This window comes from Hongsoonwoonella zoysiae (assembly GCF_013266695.1).
Taxonomy (GTDB): Bacteria; Pseudomonadota; Alphaproteobacteria; order Rhizobiales; family Stappiaceae; genus Hongsoonwoonella; species Hongsoonwoonella zoysiae.
The window spans coordinates 1-24,949 of sequence record NZ_JABRXF010000003.1 but is presented as its reverse complement, the minus strand read 5'-3'; the positions used below and the strand labels follow the sequence as shown (position 1 = coordinate 24,949).

At 59.3% G+C, this 24,949-nt stretch carries 22 protein-coding genes and 1 pseudogene; 13 read left to right on the top strand and 10 right to left on the bottom strand.

What is annotated here, in order from left to right:
• Positions 1-4: 4 nt before the first annotated feature.
• The 3 genes from HPQ64_RS16515 to HPQ64_RS16505 form a co-directional block, all read right to left on the bottom strand.
• Positions 5-1,192, bottom strand: coding sequence for an MFS transporter (locus tag HPQ64_RS16515; protein WP_172889666.1), 1,188 nt, complete (start codon positions 1,190-1,192; stop codon positions 5-7).
• Between the two features lie 188 nt (positions 1,193-1,380).
• Positions 1,381-3,201, bottom strand: coding sequence for a methyl-accepting chemotaxis protein (locus tag HPQ64_RS16510; protein ID WP_343036049.1), 1,821 nt, complete (start codon positions 3,199-3,201; stop codon positions 1,381-1,383).
• A gap of 129 nt (positions 3,202-3,330) precedes the next feature.
• Positions 3,331-4,212 carry a LysR family transcriptional regulator gene (locus HPQ64_RS16505; protein ID WP_172889665.1) on the bottom strand — a complete coding sequence of 294 codons (882 nt, stop codon included), beginning with the start codon at positions 4,210-4,212 and terminating at the stop codon, positions 3,331-3,333.
• A gap of 240 nt (positions 4,213-4,452) precedes the next feature.
• Between HPQ64_RS16505 and HPQ64_RS16500 the strand changes: the two genes are divergently transcribed.
• The 4 genes from HPQ64_RS16500 to HPQ64_RS16485 all read left to right on the top strand — a co-directional run bounded on the left by HPQ64_RS16500 (position 4,453) and on the right by HPQ64_RS16485 (position 8,955).
• The gene (locus tag HPQ64_RS16500) at positions 4,453-5,952 is read left to right on the top strand and encodes a CoA-acylating methylmalonate-semialdehyde dehydrogenase (protein WP_172889664.1); all 1,500 of its coding nucleotides are present in this window, start codon (positions 4,453-4,455) and stop codon (positions 5,950-5,952) included.
• 138 nt (positions 5,953-6,090) lie between these two features.
• Positions 6,091-6,534, top strand: coding sequence for a methyltransferase family protein (locus HPQ64_RS16495; protein ID WP_172889663.1), 444 nt, complete (start codon positions 6,091-6,093; stop codon positions 6,532-6,534).
• A 145-nt stretch (positions 6,535-6,679) separates the two neighbouring features.
• Positions 6,680-7,873 (top strand): acetyl-CoA C-acyltransferase family protein, encoded by a 1,194-nt coding sequence (locus HPQ64_RS16490; RefSeq protein ID WP_172889662.1) that lies wholly within the window; start codon positions 6,680-6,682, stop codon positions 7,871-7,873.
• Between the two features lie 44 nt (positions 7,874-7,917).
• Positions 7,918-8,955, top strand: a complete 1,038-nt coding sequence (locus HPQ64_RS16485) for a ChaN family lipoprotein (protein ID WP_172889661.1) — start codon at positions 7,918-7,920, stop codon at positions 8,953-8,955.
• Here HPQ64_RS16485 and HPQ64_RS16480 read toward each other — a convergent pair.
• The 6 genes from HPQ64_RS16480 to HPQ64_RS16455 form a co-directional block, all read right to left on the bottom strand.
• Entirely contained in the window at positions 8,948-10,963 is a 2,016-nt protein-coding gene (locus HPQ64_RS16480; protein WP_172889660.1) for a potassium/proton antiporter, read from the bottom strand. The genes HPQ64_RS16485 and HPQ64_RS16480 overlap by 8 nt on opposite strands.
• Before the next feature lie 101 nt (positions 10,964-11,064).
• Positions 11,065-12,195: a saccharopine dehydrogenase family protein gene (locus tag HPQ64_RS16475; protein ID WP_172889659.1), complete on the bottom strand. Its 1,131-nt coding sequence runs from the start codon at positions 12,193-12,195 to the stop codon at positions 11,065-11,067.
• Between the two features lie 116 nt (positions 12,196-12,311).
• On the bottom strand, positions 12,312-12,782 hold the full coding sequence (locus tag HPQ64_RS16470) for an Lrp/AsnC family transcriptional regulator (RefSeq protein WP_172889658.1): 471 nt from the start codon (positions 12,780-12,782) through the stop codon (positions 12,312-12,314).
• Between the two features lie 70 nt (positions 12,783-12,852).
• Positions 12,853-13,680, bottom strand: a complete 828-nt coding sequence (locus tag HPQ64_RS16465; RefSeq protein WP_172889657.1) for a sulfite exporter TauE/SafE family protein — start codon at positions 13,678-13,680, stop codon at positions 12,853-12,855.
• A 347-nt stretch (positions 13,681-14,027) separates the two neighbouring features.
• The gene (locus HPQ64_RS16460) at positions 14,028-14,219 is read right to left on the bottom strand and encodes a DeoR family transcriptional regulator (protein ID WP_172889656.1); all 192 of its coding nucleotides are present in this window, start codon (positions 14,217-14,219) and stop codon (positions 14,028-14,030) included.
• 77 nt (positions 14,220-14,296) lie between these two features.
• Positions 14,297-15,208 carry a DMT family transporter gene (locus HPQ64_RS16455; protein ID WP_172889655.1) on the bottom strand — a complete coding sequence of 304 codons (912 nt, stop codon included), beginning with the start codon at positions 15,206-15,208 and terminating at the stop codon, positions 14,297-14,299.
• 78 nt (positions 15,209-15,286) lie between these two features.
• Here HPQ64_RS16455 and HPQ64_RS16450 point away from each other — a divergent pair, with 78 nt between their 5' ends.
• From HPQ64_RS16450 to HPQ64_RS16415, 8 genes are all read left to right on the top strand, one after another.
• Positions 15,287-16,009 carry an SDR family NAD(P)-dependent oxidoreductase gene (locus tag HPQ64_RS16450; protein ID WP_172889654.1) on the top strand — a complete coding sequence of 241 codons (723 nt, stop codon included), beginning with the start codon at positions 15,287-15,289 and terminating at the stop codon, positions 16,007-16,009.
• Positions 16,010-16,131: 122 nt separating this feature from the next.
• Positions 16,132-16,680 carry a TRAP transporter small permease gene (locus tag HPQ64_RS16445; protein ID WP_172889653.1) on the top strand — a complete coding sequence of 183 codons (549 nt, stop codon included), beginning with the start codon at positions 16,132-16,134 and terminating at the stop codon, positions 16,678-16,680.
• A 10-nt stretch (positions 16,681-16,690) separates the two neighbouring features.
• Positions 16,691-18,283 (top strand): TRAP transporter large permease, encoded by a 1,593-nt coding sequence (locus HPQ64_RS20485; RefSeq protein WP_172889652.1) that lies wholly within the window; start codon positions 16,691-16,693, stop codon positions 18,281-18,283.
• Between the two features lie 29 nt (positions 18,284-18,312).
• Entirely contained in the window at positions 18,313-19,377 is a 1,065-nt protein-coding gene (locus HPQ64_RS16435; RefSeq protein WP_172889651.1) for a TRAP transporter substrate-binding protein, read from the top strand.
• Between the two features lie 146 nt (positions 19,378-19,523).
• A complete protein-coding gene (locus HPQ64_RS16430; protein WP_172889650.1) occupies positions 19,524-20,423 on the top strand; it encodes a PfkB family carbohydrate kinase in 900 nt (299 codons plus the stop codon).
• Entirely contained in the window at positions 20,420-21,463 is a 1,044-nt protein-coding gene (locus HPQ64_RS16425) for a tagatose 1,6-diphosphate aldolase (RefSeq protein WP_172889649.1), read from the top strand. The genes HPQ64_RS16430 and HPQ64_RS16425 overlap by 4 nt, the downstream gene beginning before the upstream one ends.
• Positions 21,464-21,465: 2 nt before the next feature.
• A complete protein-coding gene (locus tag HPQ64_RS16420; RefSeq protein WP_172889648.1) occupies positions 21,466-22,854 on the top strand; it encodes an L-fucose/L-arabinose isomerase family protein in 1,389 nt (462 codons plus the stop codon).
• Complete coding sequence (locus HPQ64_RS16415; protein WP_172889647.1) at positions 22,802-23,947, top strand: Gfo/Idh/MocA family protein; 1,146 nt, start codon at positions 22,802-22,804, stop codon at positions 23,945-23,947. The genes HPQ64_RS16420 and HPQ64_RS16415 overlap by 53 nt, the downstream gene beginning before the upstream one ends.
• Before the next feature lie 3 nt (positions 23,948-23,950).
• On the opposite strand, the gene HPQ64_RS16410 is transcribed toward HPQ64_RS16415, so the two are convergent.
• The gene (locus HPQ64_RS16410; protein WP_172889646.1) at positions 23,951-24,685 is read right to left on the bottom strand and encodes a GntR family transcriptional regulator; all 735 of its coding nucleotides are present in this window, start codon (positions 24,683-24,685) and stop codon (positions 23,951-23,953) included.
• A gap of 132 nt (positions 24,686-24,817) precedes the next feature.
• Between HPQ64_RS16410 and HPQ64_RS20480 the strand changes: the two are divergent.
• Positions 24,818-24,949 (top strand): annotated as a pseudogene (locus HPQ64_RS20480) (flagellar biosynthesis protein FlgA); the annotation flags it as partial.

The window sequence follows — 24,949 nt, the reverse complement described above, 5'->3', positions numbered from 1 at the left end:
TCCCTCACGCCTTTTCCGGCTGTCGCATGTCAGCGTGACGGGCGACTTCGGCCTTGGCGAAGACCGCGAGAAGGAGAAGGGCGAGGGCCGCGAAAATGACCTTGAAGCCGGTGCTTTCCGCAACGAAACCGATTGCGGGAGGAGCTGCGAGCAGGCCAGAGTAACCCATGAAAGTGACGAGAGAGAGCCCGATGCCGGGTGCAAGACCCGGCAGGTTTCCCGCCGCCGAAAAAAGAATCGGCGCCACGTTGGCAATGCCGATGCCGCTGAGCGCAAAACCAGCGATAGCGAGTGCCGGGTGAGGAGCAAGCGCAGCCGAAAAAAGACCGGCAAAAGCGATCAGCGCGGAAATGCGCAAGGTTGAAACCGCGCCGAATCTGTTGCGCAATATATCGCCGGCGAACCTCGTAGTCGCCATCGCTGCGGCGAAAGCGCCGAAGGCAAGCCCGGATGTCGCGATGTCGGCGCTGAACGCCTGCCTGAGGTAGAGGGCGCCCCAATCGAGCACCGCGCCTTCCGGCACCATGGAAAAGAGCGCCATCAGGCCGATCAGGTAGGCAAGCAGCGATCGCGGCAGGCGGATTTTGTGCATTTGCGTTGATTCCGCCGGCTTGTCTTCAAAGACGAGCGGCCAGACGACAAGCGTCAACGCGCTGGCTATCGCCATGACCGCTGTTGCGTGCCATAGCGGACCCGCTGCTTCGATCATGAGGCCACCGGCGGTGGCGCCCATAAAGCCTCCAAAGCTCCAGAAGCCGTGGCAGGATGACATGATCGCGCGGCGAAGGTGCTGCTCTGTCGCCACAGCGTTCGCGTTCATCGCGATATCCATTGCGCCCACGAAGCCGCCAAGCAGGAAAAGGGCCGCGGCGGCAAGCGGGATTTCGGGCGCCAGCGTCAGCCAAAGGAGCGTCGGCGACAGCGCTATTGCGGCAAACTTCATGGGTCTTGCCGAACCGAAGCGCGCGATCAGGGGCCCCATGACCGGCATCATCGTCAAGGAACCTATCCCGAATGCAAGGATCATCAGGCCAAGGACACTCTCGGAAATCGACAAGCGTTGGCCAAGTTCCGGAATTTTCGGTGCCCAGCTTCCAACAACGAAGCCGTTGATGAGAAAATGTGTCGAAACCGCCAATCGCTCGCGTGAGCCTTGGCGATGGAACAGGTGCAGTCGTCTGATGCATGTCATGAAATGCGGCCCTTCGGGGATTGTCCCGGAGCGACTTCTTATCATCAAAGCGCTTCCACTTTCGTGAAGGACACTGTCGAAAATTCCCTGGACGGCACCTAAAAACGTGCCGCCAAAAGGGAACCGGCCCCAAGCTTCCATTAGCACGGAGCCGGTTAATGGATAAGCCGGTCTGGCTATGTTCGCGGTCAGGCCGCGCGCACGGCTTCCAGGAACCGGTCGATTTCGGACCGCAGCTTTTCCGCTTCTTCCGACAAGCTGTCCGAAGACGAAAGCACTTGGGAGGCGGCGGAACCTGTCTGACCTGCGGCCTGGGTGACGCCTGAGATATTATCCGAAACTTCTGCCGATGCCGCCGAAGCGTGCTGGATGTTGCGGCTAATCTCCTGTGTCGCGATCGTCTGTTCCTCGACAGCGGATGCAATGCCCGTGGCGATTTCGTCGATCGAGCGGATCGTCTTCGAGATGTTCTCGATCGCCTTTACGCTGTCGGTGGTGGCGGTCTGAATACCGTTGATCTGACCGCCGATTTCCTCCGTGGCCTTTGCCGTCTGATCGGCAAGTTCCTTGACCTCTGCCGCGACAACGGCAAAGCCCTTACCGGCGTCGCCGGCGCGCGCGGCTTCGATGGTTGCATTAAGGGCAAGCAAGTTCGTCTGCGCGGCAATGTCGTTGATGAGTTTGATGACGTCGCCGATGCGATTGGCCGCTTCGTTCAATTCCTGAACCTGTGCATTGGTCCGCTCCGCGTCTTCCACCGCCTTGCGGGCGATTTCCGCCGAGGTTGATACCTGCCGGCCGATTTCGTCAATCGAGGAGGCAAGCTCCTCGGTGGCGGAGGCGACTGTCTGAACGTTGCTGGATGCCTGATCTGTCGCCGCTGCCACCGATGTGGCCTGTCGGCTGGTCTCCTCCGCCGTGGCGGACATGCTGCCGGCGGTACTGCGCAGCTCCCCGGTAGCGTTCGCGACGGCGGCGAGCGATAGCGACACGTTGCTGTCGAAGCTGTCAATGGCGTCTTCGATCGCCTTTTGCCTTTTCGTGCGGCTTTGCTGATCGCTCAGCTGATCGCGGCGAAGGGTTTCCGCCTCAATGAGGCTGTCCTTGAAGACCTGAACCGATTTCGCCATTTCGCCGACCTCGTCGGCCTGGTCGGTGCCTATGACGACCGTTTCCAGGTCATTCCTTGCAAGGCCGTACATGGCCTCGCTCAGACGGCCGATGGGCCGCAGAATGCGATTGAACACGAGGTAGGAAAGACCGGCAAAGGCAATCACGACAGCCGCGATAGCCGCCAGAAGCACGTTCCTGTAAAAGGCGGCGCTTGAAAGTGCTGCGTCGATCGCGCCCTGCGTGCGCTTGTCCAGAAGAACGAAGAACTCATCGATCGGCTGCATGATGTCAGCCTTGTAGGTGTGATACTGTCTGGAGTGAAGAAGTTCCTGCGCAAGATCTGGGTCCGGTTCTTTCTTCGTTGTGTATTCGCCGTTTACATCCTCGAAGAGACCTTTTACCGCGTTCATCGCCTTGACTTCGAGTTGAACGAGGCCGTCGGAATTGGCCTGCGCCTGCTCCAGCTTCTCGAATTCAGCGTCGGTGAAGCCCGCTTCCTTCATAAGATCGAGCAGTGGCACGGCTTCCGTGTCCGGGCGGGGCTTTTTGCCCGCCGCCACAAAATCCCAGTAAATGCGGTGATACGCCTCCGGCCGGGATTTTTCACCGTTGCGGATCGCCAAAATGTCCAAATACTGCTTTTCGTAGCTAGCATCTCCGGTGACGACATATGTACGCCCCAGACGCGTCAGGTCGTCCGAGCTTTGGCGAAGCTCGTCGGCCAGAAGGTAAGACCGATAGCGGTTGTCATAGGCGTTTCGGACATCATCCTGGGCGTTGCCATACATCAGCCAGGCGAAGCCGACGAAGGCAAGCGACAGAAGGGCAAAGATATTCGTGGCAATGAACAGGCGGGCGATCGGCCGTTTATTTCCTGATGGGGAATCGGGTGTCACGGGTTGGTCCTCTCGGGTTTGAAGATGCCGGCAATGGTATCGCTCGTTTGGAGCGGACAGGCTTATGATTGTTACAATAAACGCTTTATTATCAGTAGTTTCACGTATCCGTGAGCGCGCGAAAATGACCTAACGGAAGTGTGCCCGGTCCTTCTCCACGCATTCGACAATGAAATCGGCAACCGTCCGGACGCGACGTAATTCGCGCACGCTTTCGTGGATGACCAGCCAATAGGTGCGCCGGATGGTCAGTTCCGGCAGGACCTGAATGAGGTTCGGGTCTCTGCGGGCGATGAATGAGTGGAGAATGCCGATGCCGGCGCCCGCGCGCACCGCCTCCGTTTGGCCGAGGGAGGAGGCGATTTCGAAGCGCGGCTGGAAGGCGCGATCTATCTCGTCGGCATAAGCGAGTGTCGCCGAATAGACAAGGTCCTCGACATATCCGACAAGCGCATTATCCTTAAGCTCTGCCGGTGTTCGCGGTGTGCCGGTGCTTGCGAGATAGTTCCGCGATGCGAAGAGGGCCAGTTCGTAATCGACCAGTTTTCGCGCTGCGAGCCGCCCATGTTCCGGCCTGTCGACCGTAATCGCCATGTCAGCCTCGCGGCGCGAAAGGGACACGGCGCGTGGCACGGGCACGAGCTGGAGGGTCAGATCCGGATGGCGCATACACAGCTCGCCAAGGCGCGGGGCGAGATAGGCGACGCCGAAGCCGTCCGGCGCACCGAGGCGGACGGTTCCGGTAACCGCGATATCCTCCTCGCCGATTTCCGCGCGGGCAGCGAGCATTTCGCCTTCCACCCGCTCGGCCGTTTCCAGGAATTTCTCGCCCGCCGGCGTAAGAACGCACCCCGTGGTCCGTCGGTCCACCAGCTTGACGGCAAGCGCTTCCTCCAATGCGCCAAGCCTTCGGGAGACGGTGGCATGGTTCAGCCCCAGCCTGCGGGCGGCGGAAAGGATCTGCCCGGACCTTGCGACGGCCAGAAAGATCCTCAAGTCGTCCCAGTTCATTTCAGCGGTCCACCTGTGCTTTAATTGAGGTTCGTCTAGCCTGGCGAAATGAAATAACTATAAATTCCGCACAACGGATGCGCCAGATCGCGCGTTGCGCTCTACTTTTATTAGAGGCACAAATACCGCGTTCCCATGCTTTGGTGGAAACTTGGCGTACGGGAATCCGATTTTTCGAATGCGCTATCGCGCATGATCCATTGTCCGGCCGTTGACAAGCGCCGGAGGGAGGGAAGCGACATGAACACGATCGGTCATTTCATTGACGGCAAGCACGTCGAAGGCAAATCGGGCCGTTTTGCCGACGTCTTCAACCCGGCTACCGGCGAAGTGCAGGCCAAGGTCGCGCTTGCGAATTCCGCGGAACTCGAAGAGGCGATCGCGAACGCGGCGGCCGCCCAGCCGGCCTGGGCCGCGACGAACCCGCAGCGCCGCGCGCGCGTTCTCATGAAGTTCGTGGACTTGCTTCACCGCGACATGGACAAGCTTGCCGAAGCCCTTTCCAGGGAGCACGGCAAGACGCTGCCGGATGCCAAGGGCGATGTTATCCGCGGCCTCGAAGTTGCTGAATTCTGCATCGGCGCGCCGCACCTGATGAAGGGCGAGTTTACCGAAGGCGCGGGCCCCGGAATCGACATGTATTCCATGCGTCAGCCGCTTGGGGTCGTCGCGGGCATCACGCCATTCAACTTCCCGGCCATGATCCCGATGTGGAAGTTCTGCCCGGCGGTCGCCGCCGGCAATGCCTTTATCCTGAAGCCGTCCGAGCGCGACCCGTCCGTGCCGATCATGCTGGCGGAGCTGATGCTGGAAGCTGGGCTGCCCGAGGGAATTCTCAATGTGGTCAATGGCGACAAGGAAGTCGTCGACGGAATTCTCGATCATCCTGAAATCCAGGCCGTCGGCTTCGTCGGCTCCACCCCGATCGCGCAGTACGTCTATTCGCGGGCGACCGCCAACGGCAAGCGGGCGCAGTGCTTCGGCGGCGCCAAGAACCACATGATCATCATGCCGGATGCGGATCTCGATCAGGCGGCCGACGCCCTCATCGGCGCCGGCTACGGCGCTGCCGGCGAGCGCTGCATGGCGGTTTCCGTTGCGGTTCCGGTCGGCGAGGAAACGGCGGATGCGCTGATGGAGCGTCTGATCCCGCGCGTCGAAAGCCTGAAGATCGCTCCCTATACAGCTGGCGACGATGTCGATTTCGGCCCACTCGTCACGGGTCAGGCGCTTGAACGCGTCAAGGGTCTCGTCGATCAGGGCGTGAAGGAAGGTGCGACGCTTGCCGTCGACGGGCGCGGCTTCTCCATGCAGGGCTATGAGAATGGCTTCTTCATGGGCGGCTGCCTGTTCGACAACGTCACCAAGGACATGACGATCTACAAGGAAGAGATCTTCGGTCCGGTTCTCTCGGTCGTTCGCGCCAAGAACTATGACGAGGCGATCGACCTTCCGATGAGCCATGAATACGGCAACGGCGTCGCGATTTACACCCGCGACGGCGATACGGCGCGCGATTTCGCAAGCCGCATCAACATCGGCATGGTCGGCGTCAACGTACCGATCCCCGTGCCGCTTGCCTATCACACCTTCGGCGGCTGGAAGCGCTCCGGCTTCGGCGATCTGAACCAGCACGGGCCCGATGCTTTCCGCTTCTACACGCGCACGAAAACCGTGACCTCGCGCTGGCCATCCGGCGTGAAGGAAGGGGCGGAGTTCGTCATTCCCACGATGCGCTGATATCCCGGGAAACCACTTGAAATCTGAAACGGCGGCGCTCAGGTGCCGCCGTTTTCTTTTGTTTTCGATTTAATTGCGAGAGGCAATTGCCAATTCCGGCGCACGGTTGTTTCATCGGCGGTTCATTGGGAGGTTCACATGAAGTGGCTCATACCGCCGGTCCTGGTTGCTATCCTCCTCGCGATGATGGTGGCCATTGCGCAATTTCTGCCTGCCGGGTCGCTTGTGCCCGCGCCAGCGCATTGGGTCGGGCTGCCGGTCACACTTGCGGGCATTGGCCTTCTCGCCGCGGGAAGCAGTCGTTTCTTCAAGGTCGGCACGGAAATCAACACGTTCCGCGAACCGAAGATCCTGGTCACCAATGGTATTTTCGCCTACAGCCGAAACCCTATGTATCTGGGTTTCCTGATCCTGCTTGCCGGTGCCGCGATCCTTTTAAATTCGCCGCTCAACCTTATTTCGGTTGCCGTATTCTTCGCTGTCGCCAATTACTGGTACATCCCTTTTGAGGAGGCAAATGCAAGGAGGGTTTTCGGAAGGGCGTATGTGGACTACTGCAGCAGCGTAAGGCGCTGGATTTAGGCCTGAAGATGCCCGCTCTGTCAGTGATTGCACCACTATCCTTTTTGTGAGTTTGCAGCGCAGCATCGCAACCCTTAGTGTTCTTTCCAAAATCAGACCATGTTATCGGCAGGCGTAATGCGCCCCAGTGAGGAGGAAACTTGCCATGAGTCAGCGTGAGGTTGTGCTGCTGTCGGGCGTGAGGACGGCGATCGGAACCTTCGGAGGATCGCTCAAATCCATGCCGCCCTCGAAGCTTGGCGGAATGGTTGCCAAGGAGGCGATGTCGCGCGCCGGTATCGCGCCGGAAAAGATCGGCCATGTCGTCTACGGCCATGTGATCAACACCGAACCGAAGGATATGTATCTCGCCCGTGTGGCGGCAGTGGAAGCGGGTATCCCGGTCGAAACGCCCGCCCTGACGCTGAACCGGCTTTGTGGCTCCGGTGCGCAGGCAATCGTCTCCGCCATGCAGTCGGTTCTGCTTGGAGATGCCGATTTCGCCGTCGCAGGCGGCGCTGAATCCATGAGCCGTGGGCCGTTCATCGCGCCTGGCGCACGCTTCGGTGTCAAGATGGGCGATGCGACGATGGTCGACATGATGATCGGCGCGCTGAACGATCCGTTCGGTGGCGGCCACATGGGCGTGACCGCGGAAAACGTGGCCGACGAATACAAGATCGACCGTTCCGCGCAGGACGAACTGGCGCTTGAAAGCCAACGCCGCGCCACGGCCGCCATTGACGAAGGCCGCTTCAAGGATCAGATACTTCCGCTTGAGATAACCGAAGGGCGCAAGACTTTCACTTTCGATACCGACGAGCATGTTCGCGGCAACACGACGGCGGAAGGGCTTGCCGGCCTGCGCGCGGTCTTCAGGAAAGAAGGCTCCGTGACGGCAGGCAATGCCTCGGGCATCAACGACGGTGCAGCCGCCGTGGTTCTTGCGGACGCAGAAGCCGCAAATGCCGCTGGCCACAAGCCGATGGCAAAACTTCTCGGCTATGCCCATGCGGGGGTCGAGCCGAGCGTCATGGGCATCGGGCCAATCCCAGCGGTCAGGAAGCTTCTGGAAAAGACGGGCCTTTCGACATCGGACTTCGATGTGGTGGAATCGAACGAGGCTTTTGCAGCCCAGGCCTGCGCCGTCATGCGCGAGCTTGGCCTTTCCGCCGACAAAGTGAACCCGAACGGCGGGGCGATTGCCCTCGGTCATCCGATCGGGGCGACCGGCTGCATCCTGACGATCAAGGCGATGTACGAATTGAAGCGCACGGGAGGTCGCTACGGCCTCGTGACCATGTGCATCGGCGGGGGGCAGGGTATTGCGCTCGCACTGGAGAATCCGGACGCTGCCTGAGTGGAGTAATCCGCTACAAATGGCCTCATTTCGGGGGTGGATGCGTGATCCGCATTCGCCCCCGATTGTTTTCGTTCCATATTCGCATGAAGCTGGAAATGGAGCGTAATGTGTTTCGAATTGGTCTTGCTTCAATTGCTTTCGTTGCCTCGGCGTGTATCGTATGGGCCGCGCCGCCCGAGCCGATGTCCAGGCACTATGGAGACCATCCTCTTGTCGGGAAAATCTGGTCTTTCGAGAAAAAGGGCTTTGTTGCACCGCAAGCGCTCATCGCCGATGCGGTTGGCCGGCGATATGTTCTGCTTGGCGAAATCCATGACAATCCGGATCACCACGCTTTGCAGGCATGGGTCGTACGATCGATCGCCGAAAGTGGCCGCAAGCCTGCTGTCGTCTTTGAAATGATCCCGCAGGAGCTGCAGGGCGATATAGACGCATACCTTGCTTTGGCCAACAGTGGTGCCGAAGGATTTGGTGCAGCCGTCAGGTGGGAGGAGCGCGGTTGGCCCTCATGGGATGTCTATCAGCCCATCATGGATGCGGCGTTTGACTTCAGCCTTGTTGTGCGTGCGGGTGACGCGGATACGAGACTTCGAATGAAGGTCGGCAGGGAAGGGCTGAACGCTTTGGGGGAAAGCGAACAAAAACGCCTTGGGCTAGAGAAAGAGGAAAGCGATATCGAGCGGGAATTTCTTTCGACAATCCTTTACGAAAGTCATTGCGGGCTGGTGCCCAGGGAAAGCCTGCAACCCATGGCGAATGTTCAATCTTTCCGCGACGCTGCGTTGGCCGATGCCATGTTAGGTTCGCAGGGCGAGGGCGCGGTGTTGATCGCGGGTGGCGGGCACGTAAGAGACGACCTCGCCGCGCCCAAATTCCTGAGGCGAAGAGGCGTGGCGGAAGACGACATACTGACCATTGCCATTCGCGAGGTCGATCCGGCAACGGATGATGCGAAAAGCTATCTCCCCCAAGGCGTCAATGAAGCCAAGGCCTTCGACTATCTCTGGTTCACGCCAGTCTATGACCGGACCGACCATTGTGCTGAGCTGAAGAAGCGCCTCGGCGAGAAATCTAATTAGCGGTGGAACGGGAGTTCTCTTCGGCGCTTGTATCGTCGTGGTTGGATACTGTTGCTTCGGGTTTGTCGTCTTTTCCCGGCGCGCTCGCGGCTGTCGCTGAAGCGGCATCTGAATCGCTTTTATCCTGCGACGTCGCAGTCACTTGCGTGGCGGAGGCGATATCCTCCTGCTTATGCTGCCGCTTGATCTGGCCTCTGCGCCGCAGCCGGGCACGAAGGCGGCGGTAACGGCGGCGTGAAAAATCGGCAATGTCGCCGCGCGAGAAAAAGAACGGAAGGTTCGGCTCGCCCGTTTCGATGTGTTCCACAGCAAGGCCGATTTCCGTGATGCCGTGTTCTGCGTCGATCTGGCGGACGATGAAATCTATGCTGCCATAGGGTACGCGGTCGGTTGGCTCGATATCGTCGCCAAGTTCGCGTGTCATCAGTTCGCGAATTGTCAGGCCCTGGTCGCCGGCAACGACCCTGAAACCGTAGACCGCACCGACATCGTCAAGCGGGGCATTCGGGTCGAGCTGGAAGTCCCCGAAAAGAGCCGGGTCGTGAGCGACTTCGGCGGGAGCGGCGAAGAGGGCGTCGAGAACCGGCACCTGACGGGCCGACGTCAGAATATAAATCTGGTCATTCGGCTGAGGGCGGCCGGCTTTCTGGACGCGGACGGAACGCCCTTCGCGCATGATGAGGACCGGCCGCGCCCAGCGGGGTATCCGATCGCCACGTGTCACTGCGCTTTCGGGATGCACGCGGTAGGAGACGATCTCGTGATCGATGCCTCCGGGAAGTTCGAGCTCCATACGCTCCACCGGGCCGATGCGCGGGGGAACGATGAGCTTGAGCCAGCGTGCCATCGGCTTGATTGTCCAGCCTTGCACGATTAGGGAGGCAAGTACGATCAGGAATGTGACGTTGAAGACCGCCTGGGCATTCGGCAAGCCGTGAATGAGCGGCAGGATCGCAAGCAGGATGGAAACCGCGCCCCGCAGGCCGACCCAGGAGACGAATGCCGATTCCGAACGGGTGAAGCCGAATGGAAGCAGGCAGATCCACACCGCGAACGGTCTTGCGACGAAGATCAGAATAAACGCGAGGGCAAGGCCCGCCAATGCGACGTGGCCGAACTGGGAGGGCGTGGCAAGCAGTCCCAGCGTGACGAACATTCCGATCTGACCGAGCCAGGTCATGCCGCCCTGAAAGCGTTTCAATGCCGGTTGCTGGCGAATGCGGACATTGCCGCAAAGAACGCCGGCGACATAGACTGCGAGAAAGCCACTGCCGCCCACCATCGACGTTGCGGCAAAAAGAACAAGCGCCAGCGCCATGACGACGATCGGGTAAAGCGCCGGCTCGAGATTTATTCGGTTCACGATCTGGACGATGACGTAACCGCCCGCTAGGCCGAAGGCGAGGCCAAGGCCCATTTGCCGAATAAATTCAAGAGCAAGAGTTGAGGCGGCGGCCCCCTCGTCGAACCCGGTCGTGACAAGCGAAACCAGAGTGAAGGTCAGGAAGATCGCCATCGGATCGTTGGAGCCGGATTCAACTTCAAGCGTGGCGGAGATCATCTCGCGCAAATGAACGCCGCCAACGCGAAGCAGGAAGAAGACCGCGGCCGCGTCTGTCGAGCCTACGATCGCGCCCAGGAGCAGGCCTTCCACAAGGCTCCAGCCAAAGAGAAGATGTGCTGCCGTGCCAACGATTGCCGCCGTCAACATGACGCCCACGGTGGCCAGCGTTATCGCGGGTGCCGCCGCCATGCGAAGCGTGGAGAAACGGGTCTCGAATCCTGAGTCGAACAAGATGATCGCAAGCGCTATCGACCCGATGAAATAGGCTGCCGAAGCATCGGCGAACTCAATTCCGCCCGGCCCGTCCTCGCCCGCTGCAAGTCCGACGAGAAGGAAGACGAGCAGCAGGGGCGCGCCGACCCTGAAGCTGATAAGGCTCGTGAAAACGGAAACCGCCACGAGCCCCGCGGCGATCAGGATCACGAAGTTGATGGTTTCAAGCATTGTCACTCGACGCCAACCGAGACCCTGTCATAGAATCTCTCGCGACGTCGAGTATAGCCAATGCGCCTGAACTGTCCGCAATTCGTGCAAGATTGGCTATGTCAGGCGGCGACGAGCGGTTTTCGCTCTCCGGCTGGCGACTTCCCCTCGTTTTCCGGAGCAAAATGGCTTCCGAAACGGTTTTGCAGGAAGCGGGCGAGCGGAATGCCTTCCTGGCGGATGAACCCTTTTGCGGCAAGCGAGCCGTCCCGTATCATGTCGAGCGTGGCACATATGCCCGCCGACGTCGTGGTCTGGATGGCGCTCCAAAGCTCTCCGGCGATCTCCTTTGCCGTGACACGATAGATTGCGGAAATCTGCTCGCACGAACCGCCTATGGTGCCTGAGGCAGTGATGAACACCAGCACCACGTCCTGCCTGGTTACGGGAACGGCGGTTTCAAGGACGTCGCGCATCAGGTCACGCCGATCACGCAAGCCCAGGTCCTGAAGAAGCAGGCGCATGATGTCGCGATGACCGGGATAGCGGACCGTGAGATAGCGAAGGGAACGCACCTTGCCCGACAGCGTCTCAGCGAGCGACCCAAGGCCGCCCGACGTGTTGAAGGCTTCGTAATCGACACCCTCGAGCGAGAATGTCTCGTAGCCTTCCAACGGCTGAACCATCGTCGGTTCGCCGTCGACTATCGCTTCGCAGGCGTTGCAGTACTCATTGATGAGCCCGTCTGTCGACCAGGTAAGGTTGTATTTGATCGCATTGGTTGGATACCGGGGCAGGGCGCCGACGCGCAACGTCAGGCTATCCAGGTCGTCGAAACGTACCGCGAGGTCGTGGCCGGCAATCGACACGAAGCCGGGCGCAAGGCCGCATTGCGGTGCGAAGGCTGTCTGCGAATTCTTCGCAAGCGCCTTTACCGCTTTTGTGGAGGCCACATCTTCGGTGAGATCGAGATAATGGGCGCCGGCCCGTTTCGCAGCATTCGCGATTGTCTCCGTCAGAAAGAAGGGTGCCGCGGAAAGGACGGCTTTCTTTCCTTGAAGCACCTTGACCAGGGCATCCTCGTTCGAGACATCGACGGTGATTGTGGTGATGCCCGGGCGCGTGGCGGCTGCAAGGGCGAGTGCGTCGCGGTCGGCAATCGTCACCTCATAATCGCCGGTAGCGGTCAGAAGTGAAGCTATCATCCGGCCGATCTTCCCGGCGCCGACGATCAGAACAGGCCATGCGGTCATTCGAAATCTCCTCCTCAGAATCACCTGAGCAGGAGTCTACCTTTTGGTAAGGTCGCGGATTATCCAGCAAGATGCCGAATATAGCTTTAAAAAATCATACTTTGACGGATTTTCCGTCATATTATCGGAATGGAATTGCCTGCGACGCTGCCTCGGTCGAACTTGGATGCCAGCACGATGGAGGAGCGCGAACGGCGGACGCCGGGGATGGCGGCGATTTCATCAAGCACTTCGTCAAGGTCTTCCAGGCGAGGAGCCTCGACACGCAGAAAAAGATCAAACTCGCCCGAAACGGTGAAGCAAGTACGAATCTCGGGAAGCATTTCAAGCCGCTTGATCGTCTCGCGAACCTGCTGCTGCTCCACCGCGATCATGACCAGTGCGTGAACCGCTTCCACTTCCGGCGCGCTGGATAAAAGAACAGTATAGCCGCTAATCAAGCCGCAGTTTTCAAGTCGAGTGATCCGCTCCTGAACCGTGGAGCGGGCGACCTTCAGTTTGCGCGCGATTTCGGACGTCGCCATTCGGGCGTTCGTCTGCAAAAGCGCTACAAGGCGCCGGTCAAGATTGTCCTTAAAATCACGCATTCATTCCATCCGTCAAATCGCCGGGCTCCCGGCAATCTGACAGAGCGAAATTGAAGTGGCAACCAGGGCGTTATCCCAGAACATCGTAGAACATCCTGAGGCCCGTGAACCCCAGGAACAGCGCGAAGACGATCTTGAGCGCGCGCGGGTTGATCGCATGCGCGATCCGCGCGCCCCAGGGGGCGGACAAGGTCGAAGCCGGAATGATCAGCAGAAAGCCGATCAGGTTGACATAGCCGAGCGACCATAAGGGACGTCCTTCGACGCCAAGGCCATAGTAGATCGCGCCGATCGTGCCCGGCACTGCGATGATCAGCCCGATCGCGGACGCCGTACCGACCGCCTTCCTGATCGGATAGGAGAAAAGGGTGAGGATCGGAACGCTCAGCGTTCCGCCGCCGATACCCATCATGACCGAAATACCGCCAATCAGAAGGCCGAGCATTTCTTTCACAGGCGTCCCGGGAAGCTGACCGGCGAGCGCGATGCCGTCTTTGCGAAAGATCATGTTGATCGCTACAAGCAGGGCAACTGTGGCGAAGATGAGCGAAAGCACCATGCCGCTGACATTTCCGCCGATGACTGTGCCTGTGATGACGCCCACCGCAATGGGAATACACCAGCGCTTCAGAAGATCGAGGTCGACGCTGCCCCGCTTGTAATGCGCTAGTGTGGATGAGGTTCCGGTTGCCAAGATAGTAGCAAGCGAAGTGCCGACGGCGACATGCATGACGACGTTTTCATCGACGCCCAGTGCGATAAGCATGTGATAGAGCACCGGCACGATGACGATACCGCCGCCAACGCCGAGAAGGCCGGCGATGATGCCCGCTATCACGCCCGTCGCAAGCAGCGATACGGCGAGGATCAAAAGAGAACCAATCTCGAAATCTGCCAAGACGGCAACCTTTCAGGAAAAGATGTGCGCCCGGATGGGCGAGAAGGACGACAGGAGCCACGGAGCGCGAAACGGGCTGGACCCGATTTGATTTTTGTCCGCCACGAGGCTGCGGTTTCGAACGCCGGAGGCAGCCAAGGTATCCTATCTGGCGAGTGGACCTGTCAACACGAGTCGGATCGATCGACCGGAGCGTGCCCGGGTAAAAGACCTTTTCCTTACCGGCACGATATTCTGGCCGATTTCGCCGACTGTCATCCGCGTACCTACGTGCAGGTTGCGCGCGCAGGCCTCGCAGATCTTCTGCCTGGCACTGGTCCCTTCCTGGAGGCGTCTTATAAAGGGCCTCAGCTCGCATCGGTGATCGCAGTGACACCACCGTGAACGCGACGCGCCTTTCCGGCTTTGTCCAATTTCTTGATGTCCTGGCGAATCGCCTCATTCGAAACGTCTGGTTTTTCCTCGAATTGCCTGATCGGGCAGAACTGTCGCAACGTCAGCGACGACAGGGTGTATTCGTGTTGGCGAACCTGTTTCATGTCCGCTTGCCCTTTTCGGGAATGCGCACCCAAGGCCCCTCAGAGGAACAACTTCAACCGAAAGCCGGTCAGGCATTTCAGGGTTTGGTCGCTTGTGCTCTGTGCGTGGCAAGACGGGCGACATGGGGCAGAGCAACGCCCGACATTATGACAGCAATCGCAGCGATATCGACGGGACGAACGATTGTGCCGAGAAGTACCACTGAAGCAAGGGTGCCAATAGCCGGGGCCAGAGACACATAAAGGGATACCCATGCCGCCGGTATTCGCGACAGCGCCAGATTGAAGGCGAGGAAATTCACGACCGTCATGATGAGAACGAGATAGGCGACGGACCATGCGTCCTCCAATTCTCCCGAGAAATTGAAGCGAAACCCGGTCCAGGCGACAAGACAGCCGGTTGCGAACGCCGCTCCGGTGACTTGCAAGGTCGCTGTTTGATACCAGGGCACCGCACCGCGGTTGAGAAAACGGCCGACAACATGACTGCCGGCTGCAAACAAAACTCCGATGAAAACGAGCGCATTGCCCGTCATATCGCTTGCGCCGATCGCCTCGCGGTTTGCCGTGATGAGCAGGAGCCCCGCAAAGCTGATGAAGCCACCTGCAACGAAGGTCCATGGCAATGGCTCCTTGAGTGCCAGCCGCGCGAGCACAGGCCCAAGAAGCGGAACAAGCCCCCAGATAAGCGATACGCTGACACCGTCGGTCCGTGCCGCGCCGAACAGACCGAAAATCAGGACCATGGCTGGTGCCATCGTACCCCAAAGGAAGGAAATAAACGCACGCCCGTCCGCACGCGGAAGCAAACCACCCAGTGCAAGGCCCGTCCACAGGATCACGGCGGCACCTGTGAACTGAAGCATGAGGATGGATGCCGGATTGGCAATATCCGTCAGGCTCTTTTGGACAATAAGCCCTGTCGACCACACGGAGATGGACAGGACCTGGGCCATATGTCCGGTATAGGGCTTGTCGAGGAGATGCATGGGACCGCAGCGGAAGGGGCTGTTCGTAATACTTATATCTTATATAAGAGATAGCGGATCACGTCCACGGAGGCGAAAATGGAAACGTTCGTCATCACAGGCGCTGCGGGCGGTATCGGCCGCGAAACGGTGAAGGCTCTCGCATCGACGGAGCGGCATATTGTCTGCGTCGATATTTCCGACGATGCGCTGGAGCCTTTAAGGCAGGTCACGGTCGGCCTTGCCGGCGAATTCTCCTTTGCCGTAAACAGGTTGGATGATGTGGCCGCCTGCAGGAATTTGGTTGAGAATGCCGGAGGGCCGGTATCGGGTCTCGTCCATCTTGCGGGCGTCTTCGAAGCAGACCCGCAGACAATCGATGACATGAGCATCTACGATAGGGCGATCCAGCACAACTTGACAAATGGCTATATGGTGGCGAATGCCGTCATGGAAAAGGCGGCGAAAGGCGGGAGCGGCGCAATGGTTTTCACGTCATCGCTCGCTTTTCGTCGAGGTTCCCGGGAGCATGTACCTTATGCCGCGGCAAAGGGCGGTTTGGTGGGCATGGCGCGGGCCATGTCGCGCCGCTATGCGCCGAATTGGCGGGTCAACGCGGTTGCGCCCGGCCTCATCAACACAGGTATGCCGGCAAAACTGATCGCGGAGCGAGGCCTAGACCGGGTTACGCGCGAAATTCCGATGAAGCGGCTTGGCGAGCCTTCGGAAATTGCAGCTGTGATCGCATTCCTTATGGGGTCTGCCGCCTCTTACATCACGGGGCAATGCATCAACGTCGATGGTGGCATCATAAATTCCTAGGGCGCTTACTCTTGTAAAAGATATAAGACCTGTTAATGTCACGAGCGAAGCCTGAGCCGCCGAGGAAGCGCGGAAAGGCTATTGCTTCATGCGCCTTGGCCCTGGGAGGAGACCAAAGCCCGATGCAGTCAACACGCGCTCTTATTGAGTATCTTGGCCGGATAAACGGCAGTATCGGACGGGCGGGCGTGTTGGCTTCGGCTTGCTTTGTTGCGCTCATGACCTTGTTCGTGATCGCCGGAGTGTTTTTCCGTTACGTGCTGAACAATTCCCTGAGCTGGGTTGAGGATGTCTCCCTGATCCTGATGGTGACGACGGCCTTCCTCGTCGCGCCCTATGCTTACCGTACGGGCGGGAATGTGGCGATCGAGATGCTGGTCGAAATGCTGCCGCGCAAGATGCTGCGCGCAATGCGGATCGTGATCAACATTCTCGTGCTGTGGATCATCTATCGCTACTTCTTCGAGAGCCTGCAGCTTGTCCAGCGTGGCTGGGCCATCCGCGTGAATACGGTGCCGATTGCCTGGGCGTGGCCGTATATGGCCGTGCCGGTAGCGTTTTTCGCCATGGCGCTTGTCGGCCTGGAATTGATCATGCGAGACCTCTGGGCGCTCTCACGGGGCAGCAATGCTCTCGACCTGCCCCATCACGCACCGCAAGAGCCGGAATAGGAGCGCGCCCATGTCGTTGGCCTATTTCTGGATATTCTTCGTCCTGCTCGCTGTCGGGATGCCGGTCGTCTTTGCTCTGCTTGTCGCGCCGGGTCTTTCGCTTGTCATCGACGGCAAGGATCAGCTTTTCTTCTCCAAGCTCCTGAGCACAGTCTACACGGGCATGTATTCTTTCCCGCTGATGGCAGTGCCCTTCTTCATTCTGGCTGGGGAACTCATGAACTCCGGCGGGATAACGCGCTCCATCGTCAGGTTTTCCGAATCGATGATCGGCCATGTTCGCGGGGGGCTTGCGCAGGTCAACATACTGTCCTCCATCCTCTTTGCGGGCCTTTCAGGCTCGGCAGTGGCGGACACTTCGGCGCTCGGCAAGATGCTTATTCCCGCCATGGAGCAGAACGGATATTCCCGCCGTTTTGCCGCCGCGATAACGGCGGCCTCCTCCGTCATCGGACCGATCATCCCCCCGTCCGGTATCATGGTGCTCTATGCATTCGTGATGAACGTGTCGGTGGCCGGGCTGTTCCTCGCCGGCTTCGCACCGGGCCTCATGATCGGCCTCGGCCTCATGGCACTCACGTCATATTTCTCGCGCGTGCGCAACTATCCGGTCGCGGCAAGAAAGTCGACCTGGCGGGAGCGCTCGGTGTCTTTCCTGGAGACCTTCCCGGCTTTGCTCACGCCGGTGTTGTTGCTCGGCGGCATCCTTTCCGGCATCTACACCCCTACCGAGGCCGCGGCGATAGCGGCTTTATATGCGGTGTTCGCGGCCACGCTTCTCAAGCTCGATCTTTGGGAACGTTTCATTTCGGATACGGCACATGCCTATCTTCACGTTGGTCCTCTGACATTGCTTTTGTTCGCGGGCTTTACCGAACATGTCGGTTTCAAGCTGTTCATCGCGCTTGGCGTCGGCTGGATAGTGATAGCGGAGGCGTTCTGGCGAGTTGTCATCGCAAGGAACCGCAAGAAACCGCAGCGGCTTTCAGCGGATGCCTATGGCACACCGTTCAAGGCGGATCTCAGCCGGGCGGCGAGCGATACGGCACAACGCCTGCCGTTGGTCCTGAAGAACACTGCCATCCAATCAGGCATCATTCTTCTGCTGGTGGGGGCTGCCGTCACATTCGGCTGGATGGTAACCGTGTCGGGCCTCGCACGCGAAGCTGCCCGGCTGATTCAGGGTGTATCCGATAACCCCTATGTCCTGCTGTTCCTGGTGAACATTCTGCTTTTCGTGGTTGGCATGTTTCTGGACGCGGGCCCCGCGATTCTTATCCTCGGTCCGGTGCTCGGGCCGATCATGACGCAGATCGGTATCGACCCGTTGCACTTTGCGATCGTGATGTGCGTGAATGTAACCGTAGGTCTTGCGACGCCGCCCATGGGCCTTGTGCTTTTCGTTGCGTCTTCGGTGGCGCAGGAAAAGGTGGAACGGATCGTTCAGGCGATTTGGCCGTTCTTGCTCGTGGAGGTGGCTGTGATTTTTCTCATCACCTATTTCCCGAGTGTTTCCATGACGTTGCCGGCGCTTGCCGGTTTCGCGAGATGCCCGGACGGGGCAACCCTTTGTTCCCTTTTAGTCGAGGGGCTGGGCCAGTGAGTGGTGAATATTCAACGGGAGGAAAAGCAATGCTCTTGAAGAAACTGTTAGCATCCGCCGGCGCCTTGGCGCTCGGGGTGGGACTCACAATGGGGGCGATGTCCGCAGCCCAGGCGGCCGACTATACGATCAAGGTCGCCTTCCTGGGCTCTCCCGAGGACGAAGACTTCGACGGTTCGATGGTCTTCAAGGACTATGTGGAAAGCCGATCCAACGGGCGAGCGGAAGTGGAGATCTATCCTTCCGGCCAGTTTTGCGGCAATGAGAAGGAATGCCTCGATAATCTGCAGGCCGGGACGCTTGAGGTCTATATCACCACGATCGGCGGCTTTGGCAACGTGTTCGGCCCCGGTCAGGTTCTGGATCTGCCTTACATGTTTGCGAACGACCGCGTCGCGGAATGCGTCTTCGACGGTTCGTTTGTGAACGAGCTTCGCAAGGGTGTGCTGGCCGAAGGCATTCCGATGCGGCTTATGGTTGTCTCCAATACCGGCGGCTGGCGCAATTTCGCCACCACCACCAAGCTCGTAAAAAATCCTGGCGATCTTCAGGGGCTGAAGGTGCGCACCATACCCGCGGAGATCCAGCAGGAACTGGTTCGCCAACTCGGCGGAAACCCGACGGCCGTCGCCTGGCCGGAAGTCTATACTTCTCTTGCAACGGGTGTCGTGGAAGGCACGAAAAACGGCATTACCGACATCATGAACATGAAGTTCCCCGAAGCGGGATTGAAAAACCTCACACTTGACGGGCACGCGTACATGGGCGCCTTGTGGTGGTATTCCGAGCCGGCTTGGCAGCAACTCCCCGAAGACCTGCGTCGCATCGTCTTTGATGGAATGAATCATCTGAAGACGGTGACGCGCGCCTTCCCGATGCGCCGCTCGATCGAAGCATACGAGAAGTTCAAGGAAGAAGGCGGCACCATTTACGTTCCGACGCCGGAAGAAAAGAAGCAGTTCCAGGAAGCTTCAAGCGGGATGCGTGATTGGTACACCGAGAAATACGGTTCTCAGTGGCTCGAAAAGCTCGATGCCGCCGTAGCCCAATGCGAGGCGACCGTGGCGGACGAGTTCGCCGCAGCCAACCAATAACGCAACCTCCCTGGTTGTGCGAATTCGGGCGGCCGCTGCGCCGCCCGCTTTTCTATTTATCTCGTGTCTTTTTTATCCGAATTTCAAGTCTTGTATCTTATATAAGAATTGCTAGTGTTCTGGCGTCGAACTGGAGCCGCTTGGAGATGACCACCGTCCTGTGCGCGGGCGTAGCCGTGATCGATTTCGTCATGTCGCTCGACGAGATGCCGCGGCGCGCGGAAAAGTACCGTGCGAAGGATGCCGCAATTGTCGGGGGAGGGTGCGCCGCCAACTCGGCTGTCGCGGTGGCGCGGCTGGGCGGTAAAGCATTGCTTGCTTCAAGGCTCGGCGCGGATGCAGTGGGCGACATGATCATCGCCGACATCGAAAGTGAGGGAGTGGACTGCCGCTTTGCGAAGCGGTTTGAGGGAAAGCGATCGTCTTTTTCATCGGTTTTCGTGGATCGTGACGGCGAAAGGCAGATCGTCAACTTCCGGGACGAAACGCTGGCGCGCGATGCGGGCTGGCTTGAGCGGGCGGAACTTCCTCATTTCGATTCAGCGCTCGCTGACACCCGCTGGCCGGAAGGAGCGGAGGCGTTGATGCGCCTTGCGCGCGAGCGGAAAAAGCCGGCGATCATGGATGTCGAAGCGCCGGTGGAAATCGCGATTTCCGCGCTGAAGGCAGCGAGCCATCTGGCCTTTTCAGAACAGGGCCTGCGCGAATTCTCCGGCAAGGCCGACATCCTTTCCGGCCTTCATTATGCGCTCGATTTCGCGCCCGAAGCTTTTGTATGCGTTACGCAAGGCGAAGACGGCGTGAGTTGGCTGGAGGAGGGGGTAGTCCGCCATGACGCGGGGTTCCGAGTGACGGTCGCGGATACCTTGGGCGCTGGCGATATCTGGCATGGCGCGTTTGCGCTGGCCTTGGGCGAGGGCCGGCGCGAAGCCGAGGCAATTCGGCTCGCAAATGCTGCTGCCGCCATCAAATGCACCCGCTTCGGCGGGCGGTCGGGCGCGCCGACACGCGCCGAAGTGGAAGAATTCTTGAGGGAAAAATCATGATCGAGCTTACACCGGGCAAGCTTTGGGGATTGCGCCGCATGGCGGATGCCGGCGGCCGGTTCAAGATGACTGCAGTCGATCAGCGCCCGCCGATCAAGAACCCCATCGCAAAGCACTATGGCCGGGATGAAGCTCCCTATGGGGATGTGGCGGGTTTCAAGAAGCTCCTGATCGAGACGCTGCAGGCTGAAAGTTCCGCCCTTCTGCTCGATCCGCATTACGCCATTCCAAAGGCGATCGATATTCTTTCACCGGAAAAGGGACTGATTGTCACGCTGGAGGATTCTCTTTTCGTGGAAACGGACAGCGGGCGCCTCTCCAGCGAGATTGACGATTGGTCGGTGGAAAAGATCAAGCGAATGGGCGGGGACGCAGTGAAGGTTCTCGCCTGGTATCGGCCGGATGCCGGCGATACGGTCAACCGGCATCAGCAGGATTTCGTCAAACGCATCGGCGAAGCCTGCGGGCGATACGACATTCCCTTCGTGTTTGAGCTTCTGGTTTATCCGCTGGCGAAGGATGCTGAACAGACGAAGGACTATGTGGAAATGAAGGGCAAGAAGACGGACGACGTGCTGAAATCGGTGGAGGAATTTGCCAAGCCCGATTATGGCGTCGACCTTTTCAAGCTGGAAAGCCCGTTGAATGCCAATGACGTTCCGGGCGTCGGTGGCGAAGGTTGGGAAGAAACGCAGGCCGCCTTCGACGAAATGGGCAGGCTTGCCGGGCGACCATGGGTGATGCTTTCGGCAGGCGCGGGCAAAGGCGCGTTTCGCAATATCCTGACCCATGCCTATAAGGCGGGTGCGAGCGGCTATCTGGCGGGCCGCGCGATCTGGCTCGACGCTTTTTCCCATTTTCCGGATTGGGAAAAAATGCGCTCCGAACTTGAGGGTGAAGGCACTGCCTATATGCGGAAGCTAAACGCGCTGACGGACAAAAGGGCTACTCCCTTTACCTCTCATGCCTGTTACGGCGAAGGGGGGGGCTGCTTTCGGCCTGCGGATGCTTCATTCAGAAGCGGATATTCGGGGTTCTGACGATGGCGAGAATTGGCATTCTTCCGCTCGGGCGGCCGACTTTCGATGTTGTCTTCGCCGAGGAAAATCTCGCCCGCATGCTTTCAGCGCTGGATACTTCAGGGCACGAGATCACAGGTCCGCGCGAACTCCTGTTTGACGCATCGGCTGCGCGGGATGCCGTTGAGGCGCTTAAAGACGAAAAGCCGGAGCAGATCCTGATCCTGCAGGTGACCTTTACCGACGCTTCGATGACGATCGAAATCGCCAATAGTTTTGATGTTCCGCTTTCCATCTGGGCGATCCCGGAGCCAAGAATTGGGGGGCGGCTCAGGCTCAACTCGTTCTGCGGCCTTAATCTCGCGGGCCATACCCTCGGGTTGAACCGGCGTGAATTCTCCTATCTTTACGCCGCGCCGGATGCAGAGGGCATTGGTGCGGCAATCGAGGAGCTTCTGGCGGGCAGACGCACCTCGAAACCCGTACCGCTTCAGCACGTGGAGCGGAAGGGCGGTGCGGGCGCCGATGCTGTTGCCACCCTTCGGGGCGCGCGTATCGGACGCATCGGCGCGCCGCCCGACGGATTCGGTACCTGCCTTTACGATGCAGAGAAGCTCAAGGCCCTTGCCGATGTGAGTGTGGAGGAGATGCAGCTGGACACGCTCTTTTCCGGCGCGAAAGCGGTGTCCGGCGTTGCAGCCGCTGGTGTTCGCGCCGATGCCGATGCCATTGCCCGAAACCTCGCTGATGTCGATCAGGATGAGCTCGACCGATCGCTCAGGCTCAAGGCGGCGATCGAGGAGATCCAGGCCGGAGGTGGTTTCGACGCCTTTGCGATCCGATGCTGGCCGGAAACCTTCACCGAATATGGCGGCGCGGTTTGTGGCCCCGTTTCAATGATGGGGGAAGCGCGGGTTCCTTGCGCCTGCGAGGCGGATGTCTACGGTGCGCTGACAACCCTTCTCCTGCAGCGTATCGCTGATGCGCCCGCTTTCCTTGCCGATCTCGTCGACCTTGATGAAGCGGACGACACGGGTGTCGTCTGGCACTGCGGGCAGGCGCCCGTGTCGATGGCCGATCCCGATGCGAGGATTGATGCCACGATTCACACAAACCGCAAGATGCCGCTTCTTTTCGAATTTCCGCTGAAAGCCGGCCGCGTCACCTTTTTCCGAATTTCGCAGGCGCGGGGCGAAACCTTTGCGGTTATCGGCGGTGGCGAGGTCATGAAGAGGCCGATGGCCTTTACAGGTACATCTGGCGTCGTGCGTTTCGATTCCGGCTCGAAAGCCGTTCTGGAGCGCGTCATGGGCGCTGCGCTCGAACATCATATGGCGCTTGTTTATGGAGATCACCGCGATGCTCTCGCAGAAGCAGCCGGGGCACTCGGCATTCCCGTACTCGCGCTCTGAGGCGGATGTGAAACCGGTGCGTTATGCCATCATCGGCTCCGGCATGATGGGGCACGAGCATATCCGCAACATCGCTCTTCTTCCGGGCGCGAGCGTTACGGCCGTGGCCGATCCGGACGAAGGCATGCGCACGACCGCAAGCGACCTTGCGGGTCCGGGATGCGCAGCCTTTGCCGATTATCGGGAGATGCTTTCTGCGTCTGAGTTCGATGCGCTTTTGATCGCCAGCCCCAATCACACGCATGTGGACGTCCTGTCGGATGTAATGCGCCTGGACAAGCCAATCCTCGTCGAAAAGCCGCTTTGTACAACGCTTGAGGATTGCAGGAAGGTACTGGCCATGCAGGAGGCGCGTTCGGCGCCAGTCTGGGTGGCGATGGAATATCGCTTTATGCCTCCCGTTCAACGTTTGCTGAAGGGGGTGCACGAGGGTGCCGCGGGCCACTTGAAGATGATCTCCATTCGCGAGCACCGGTTCCCGTTTCTGAAGAAAGTGGGTGACTGGAACCGCTTTAACGCAAAGACGGGCGGCACGCTGGTCGAAAAATGCTGCCATTTCTTCGATCTCATGCGGTTGATCGCGCAAAGCGAACCGGTGCGTGTTTATGCGTCCGGAGGGGCGGACGTGAATTTCCTTGATGAGGAATACCCGGAGGGCCGGCCGGATATTCTCGACAATGCATTTGTGGTGGTCGATTTCGCCAATGGCGTGCGGGCGATGCTGGATCTTTGCATGTTCGCGGAAGGCTCCTACTGGCAGGAGATCATTTCCGCCACGGGTGATGAGGCGCGCATCGACGCCTTCATTCCCGGGCCGTCCCGTTTTTCTCCGGACGGGCGGGAACGGCACTCCGAAATCGCCATATCGCCGCGCGCGACCAAACGGGAGTTGCGTGAGGAGGTGGAGGTTGACGAGGCGGTCCTAGCGGCAGGCGACCACCACGGTTCAACGTATTTCCAGCACGCGAAGTTCATCGATCTGGTGCGCCATGGCGGCGTACCGGAGGTTTCGCTCGAAGACGGCTTGAAGGCGGTAATGATCGGTGCGGCGGCGGAGGAAAGCGCCCGAACGCACCGAGCGGTCGAGCTATGAGGGCTATTTGAGGTCGGAGATGTAGTGCGCCCGCTCCGTCAGGCAGCGGGAAATGCGAAGCTCCACGGGCTTGCGCTCAAGATCGTAGGCGATCCGGTTGATCCTGAGCAGCGGTGTTCCCGCCTTGCAGCCGAGGTGCTTTGCGTCTTCAGTGCTTGCGGCAATCGCCTTCACCCGCTCCGTACCGCTACCGATTGTAAGGCCCCAGCGTTCCGAATAAAGCCGATAGACGTTGTTCGGGATCTCGCTCAGCTTTTCAAATCCGGAGAAGCGTTTGGCGGGCAGGGTGATGTATTCGACGATCAGCGGATCGCCGCCGAGATAGCGTAGCCGCTCGATCCGCCATACCGAAGCGGTGGGACTAATCTCCAGCTCGTGAGCCTCCTCCTTCGTTGCGCGCTCCTTCGACCAGGAAATAACCTTCGAACTCGGGAATGAACGTTCGCCGGTGTCGGGCACGAGCCGGAAGAACTGGAACAGGATACGGCTTTCCTCGGGCGCCGCAACGTATGTTCCATGACCCTGTCGGCGCACCAGCAGGTTTTCCGCGGTCATTGTGTTCAGCGCCTTGCGGATTGTTCCCTGGCTGACGCCAATCTCGCGCGCAAGTTCCATCTCGGAGGGAATGAGTTGGCCCGGCTGCCAGGACCCGTCGATTAGCCGGCGAACCAGACTTTCCTTGACCTGGAGGTAAAGCGGCCGAAATCCGAATGCCCGCTCGGCGGAGGTGTCTGCCATTTCCATCAGCCCCAAACTTGCAGAACGCTATTTTTAGCCCATCGATATTGACATAGCTAGGATTTTATATCTTATGTCTTATATAAGACTTGCTTTATCCGAATTGACTTCACTCGCGTTCGGGAGGTTTCCATGCACGCACCCCATCTGCTTGTTCACGAAGCTGCCGACAATGTCGGCGTTGTTGTGGTTGAAGGTCTGAAGGCTGGCACGAAGATGCTTTGCTGCATCACGCACGACAACTCGACGTTCGAGCTGACATCG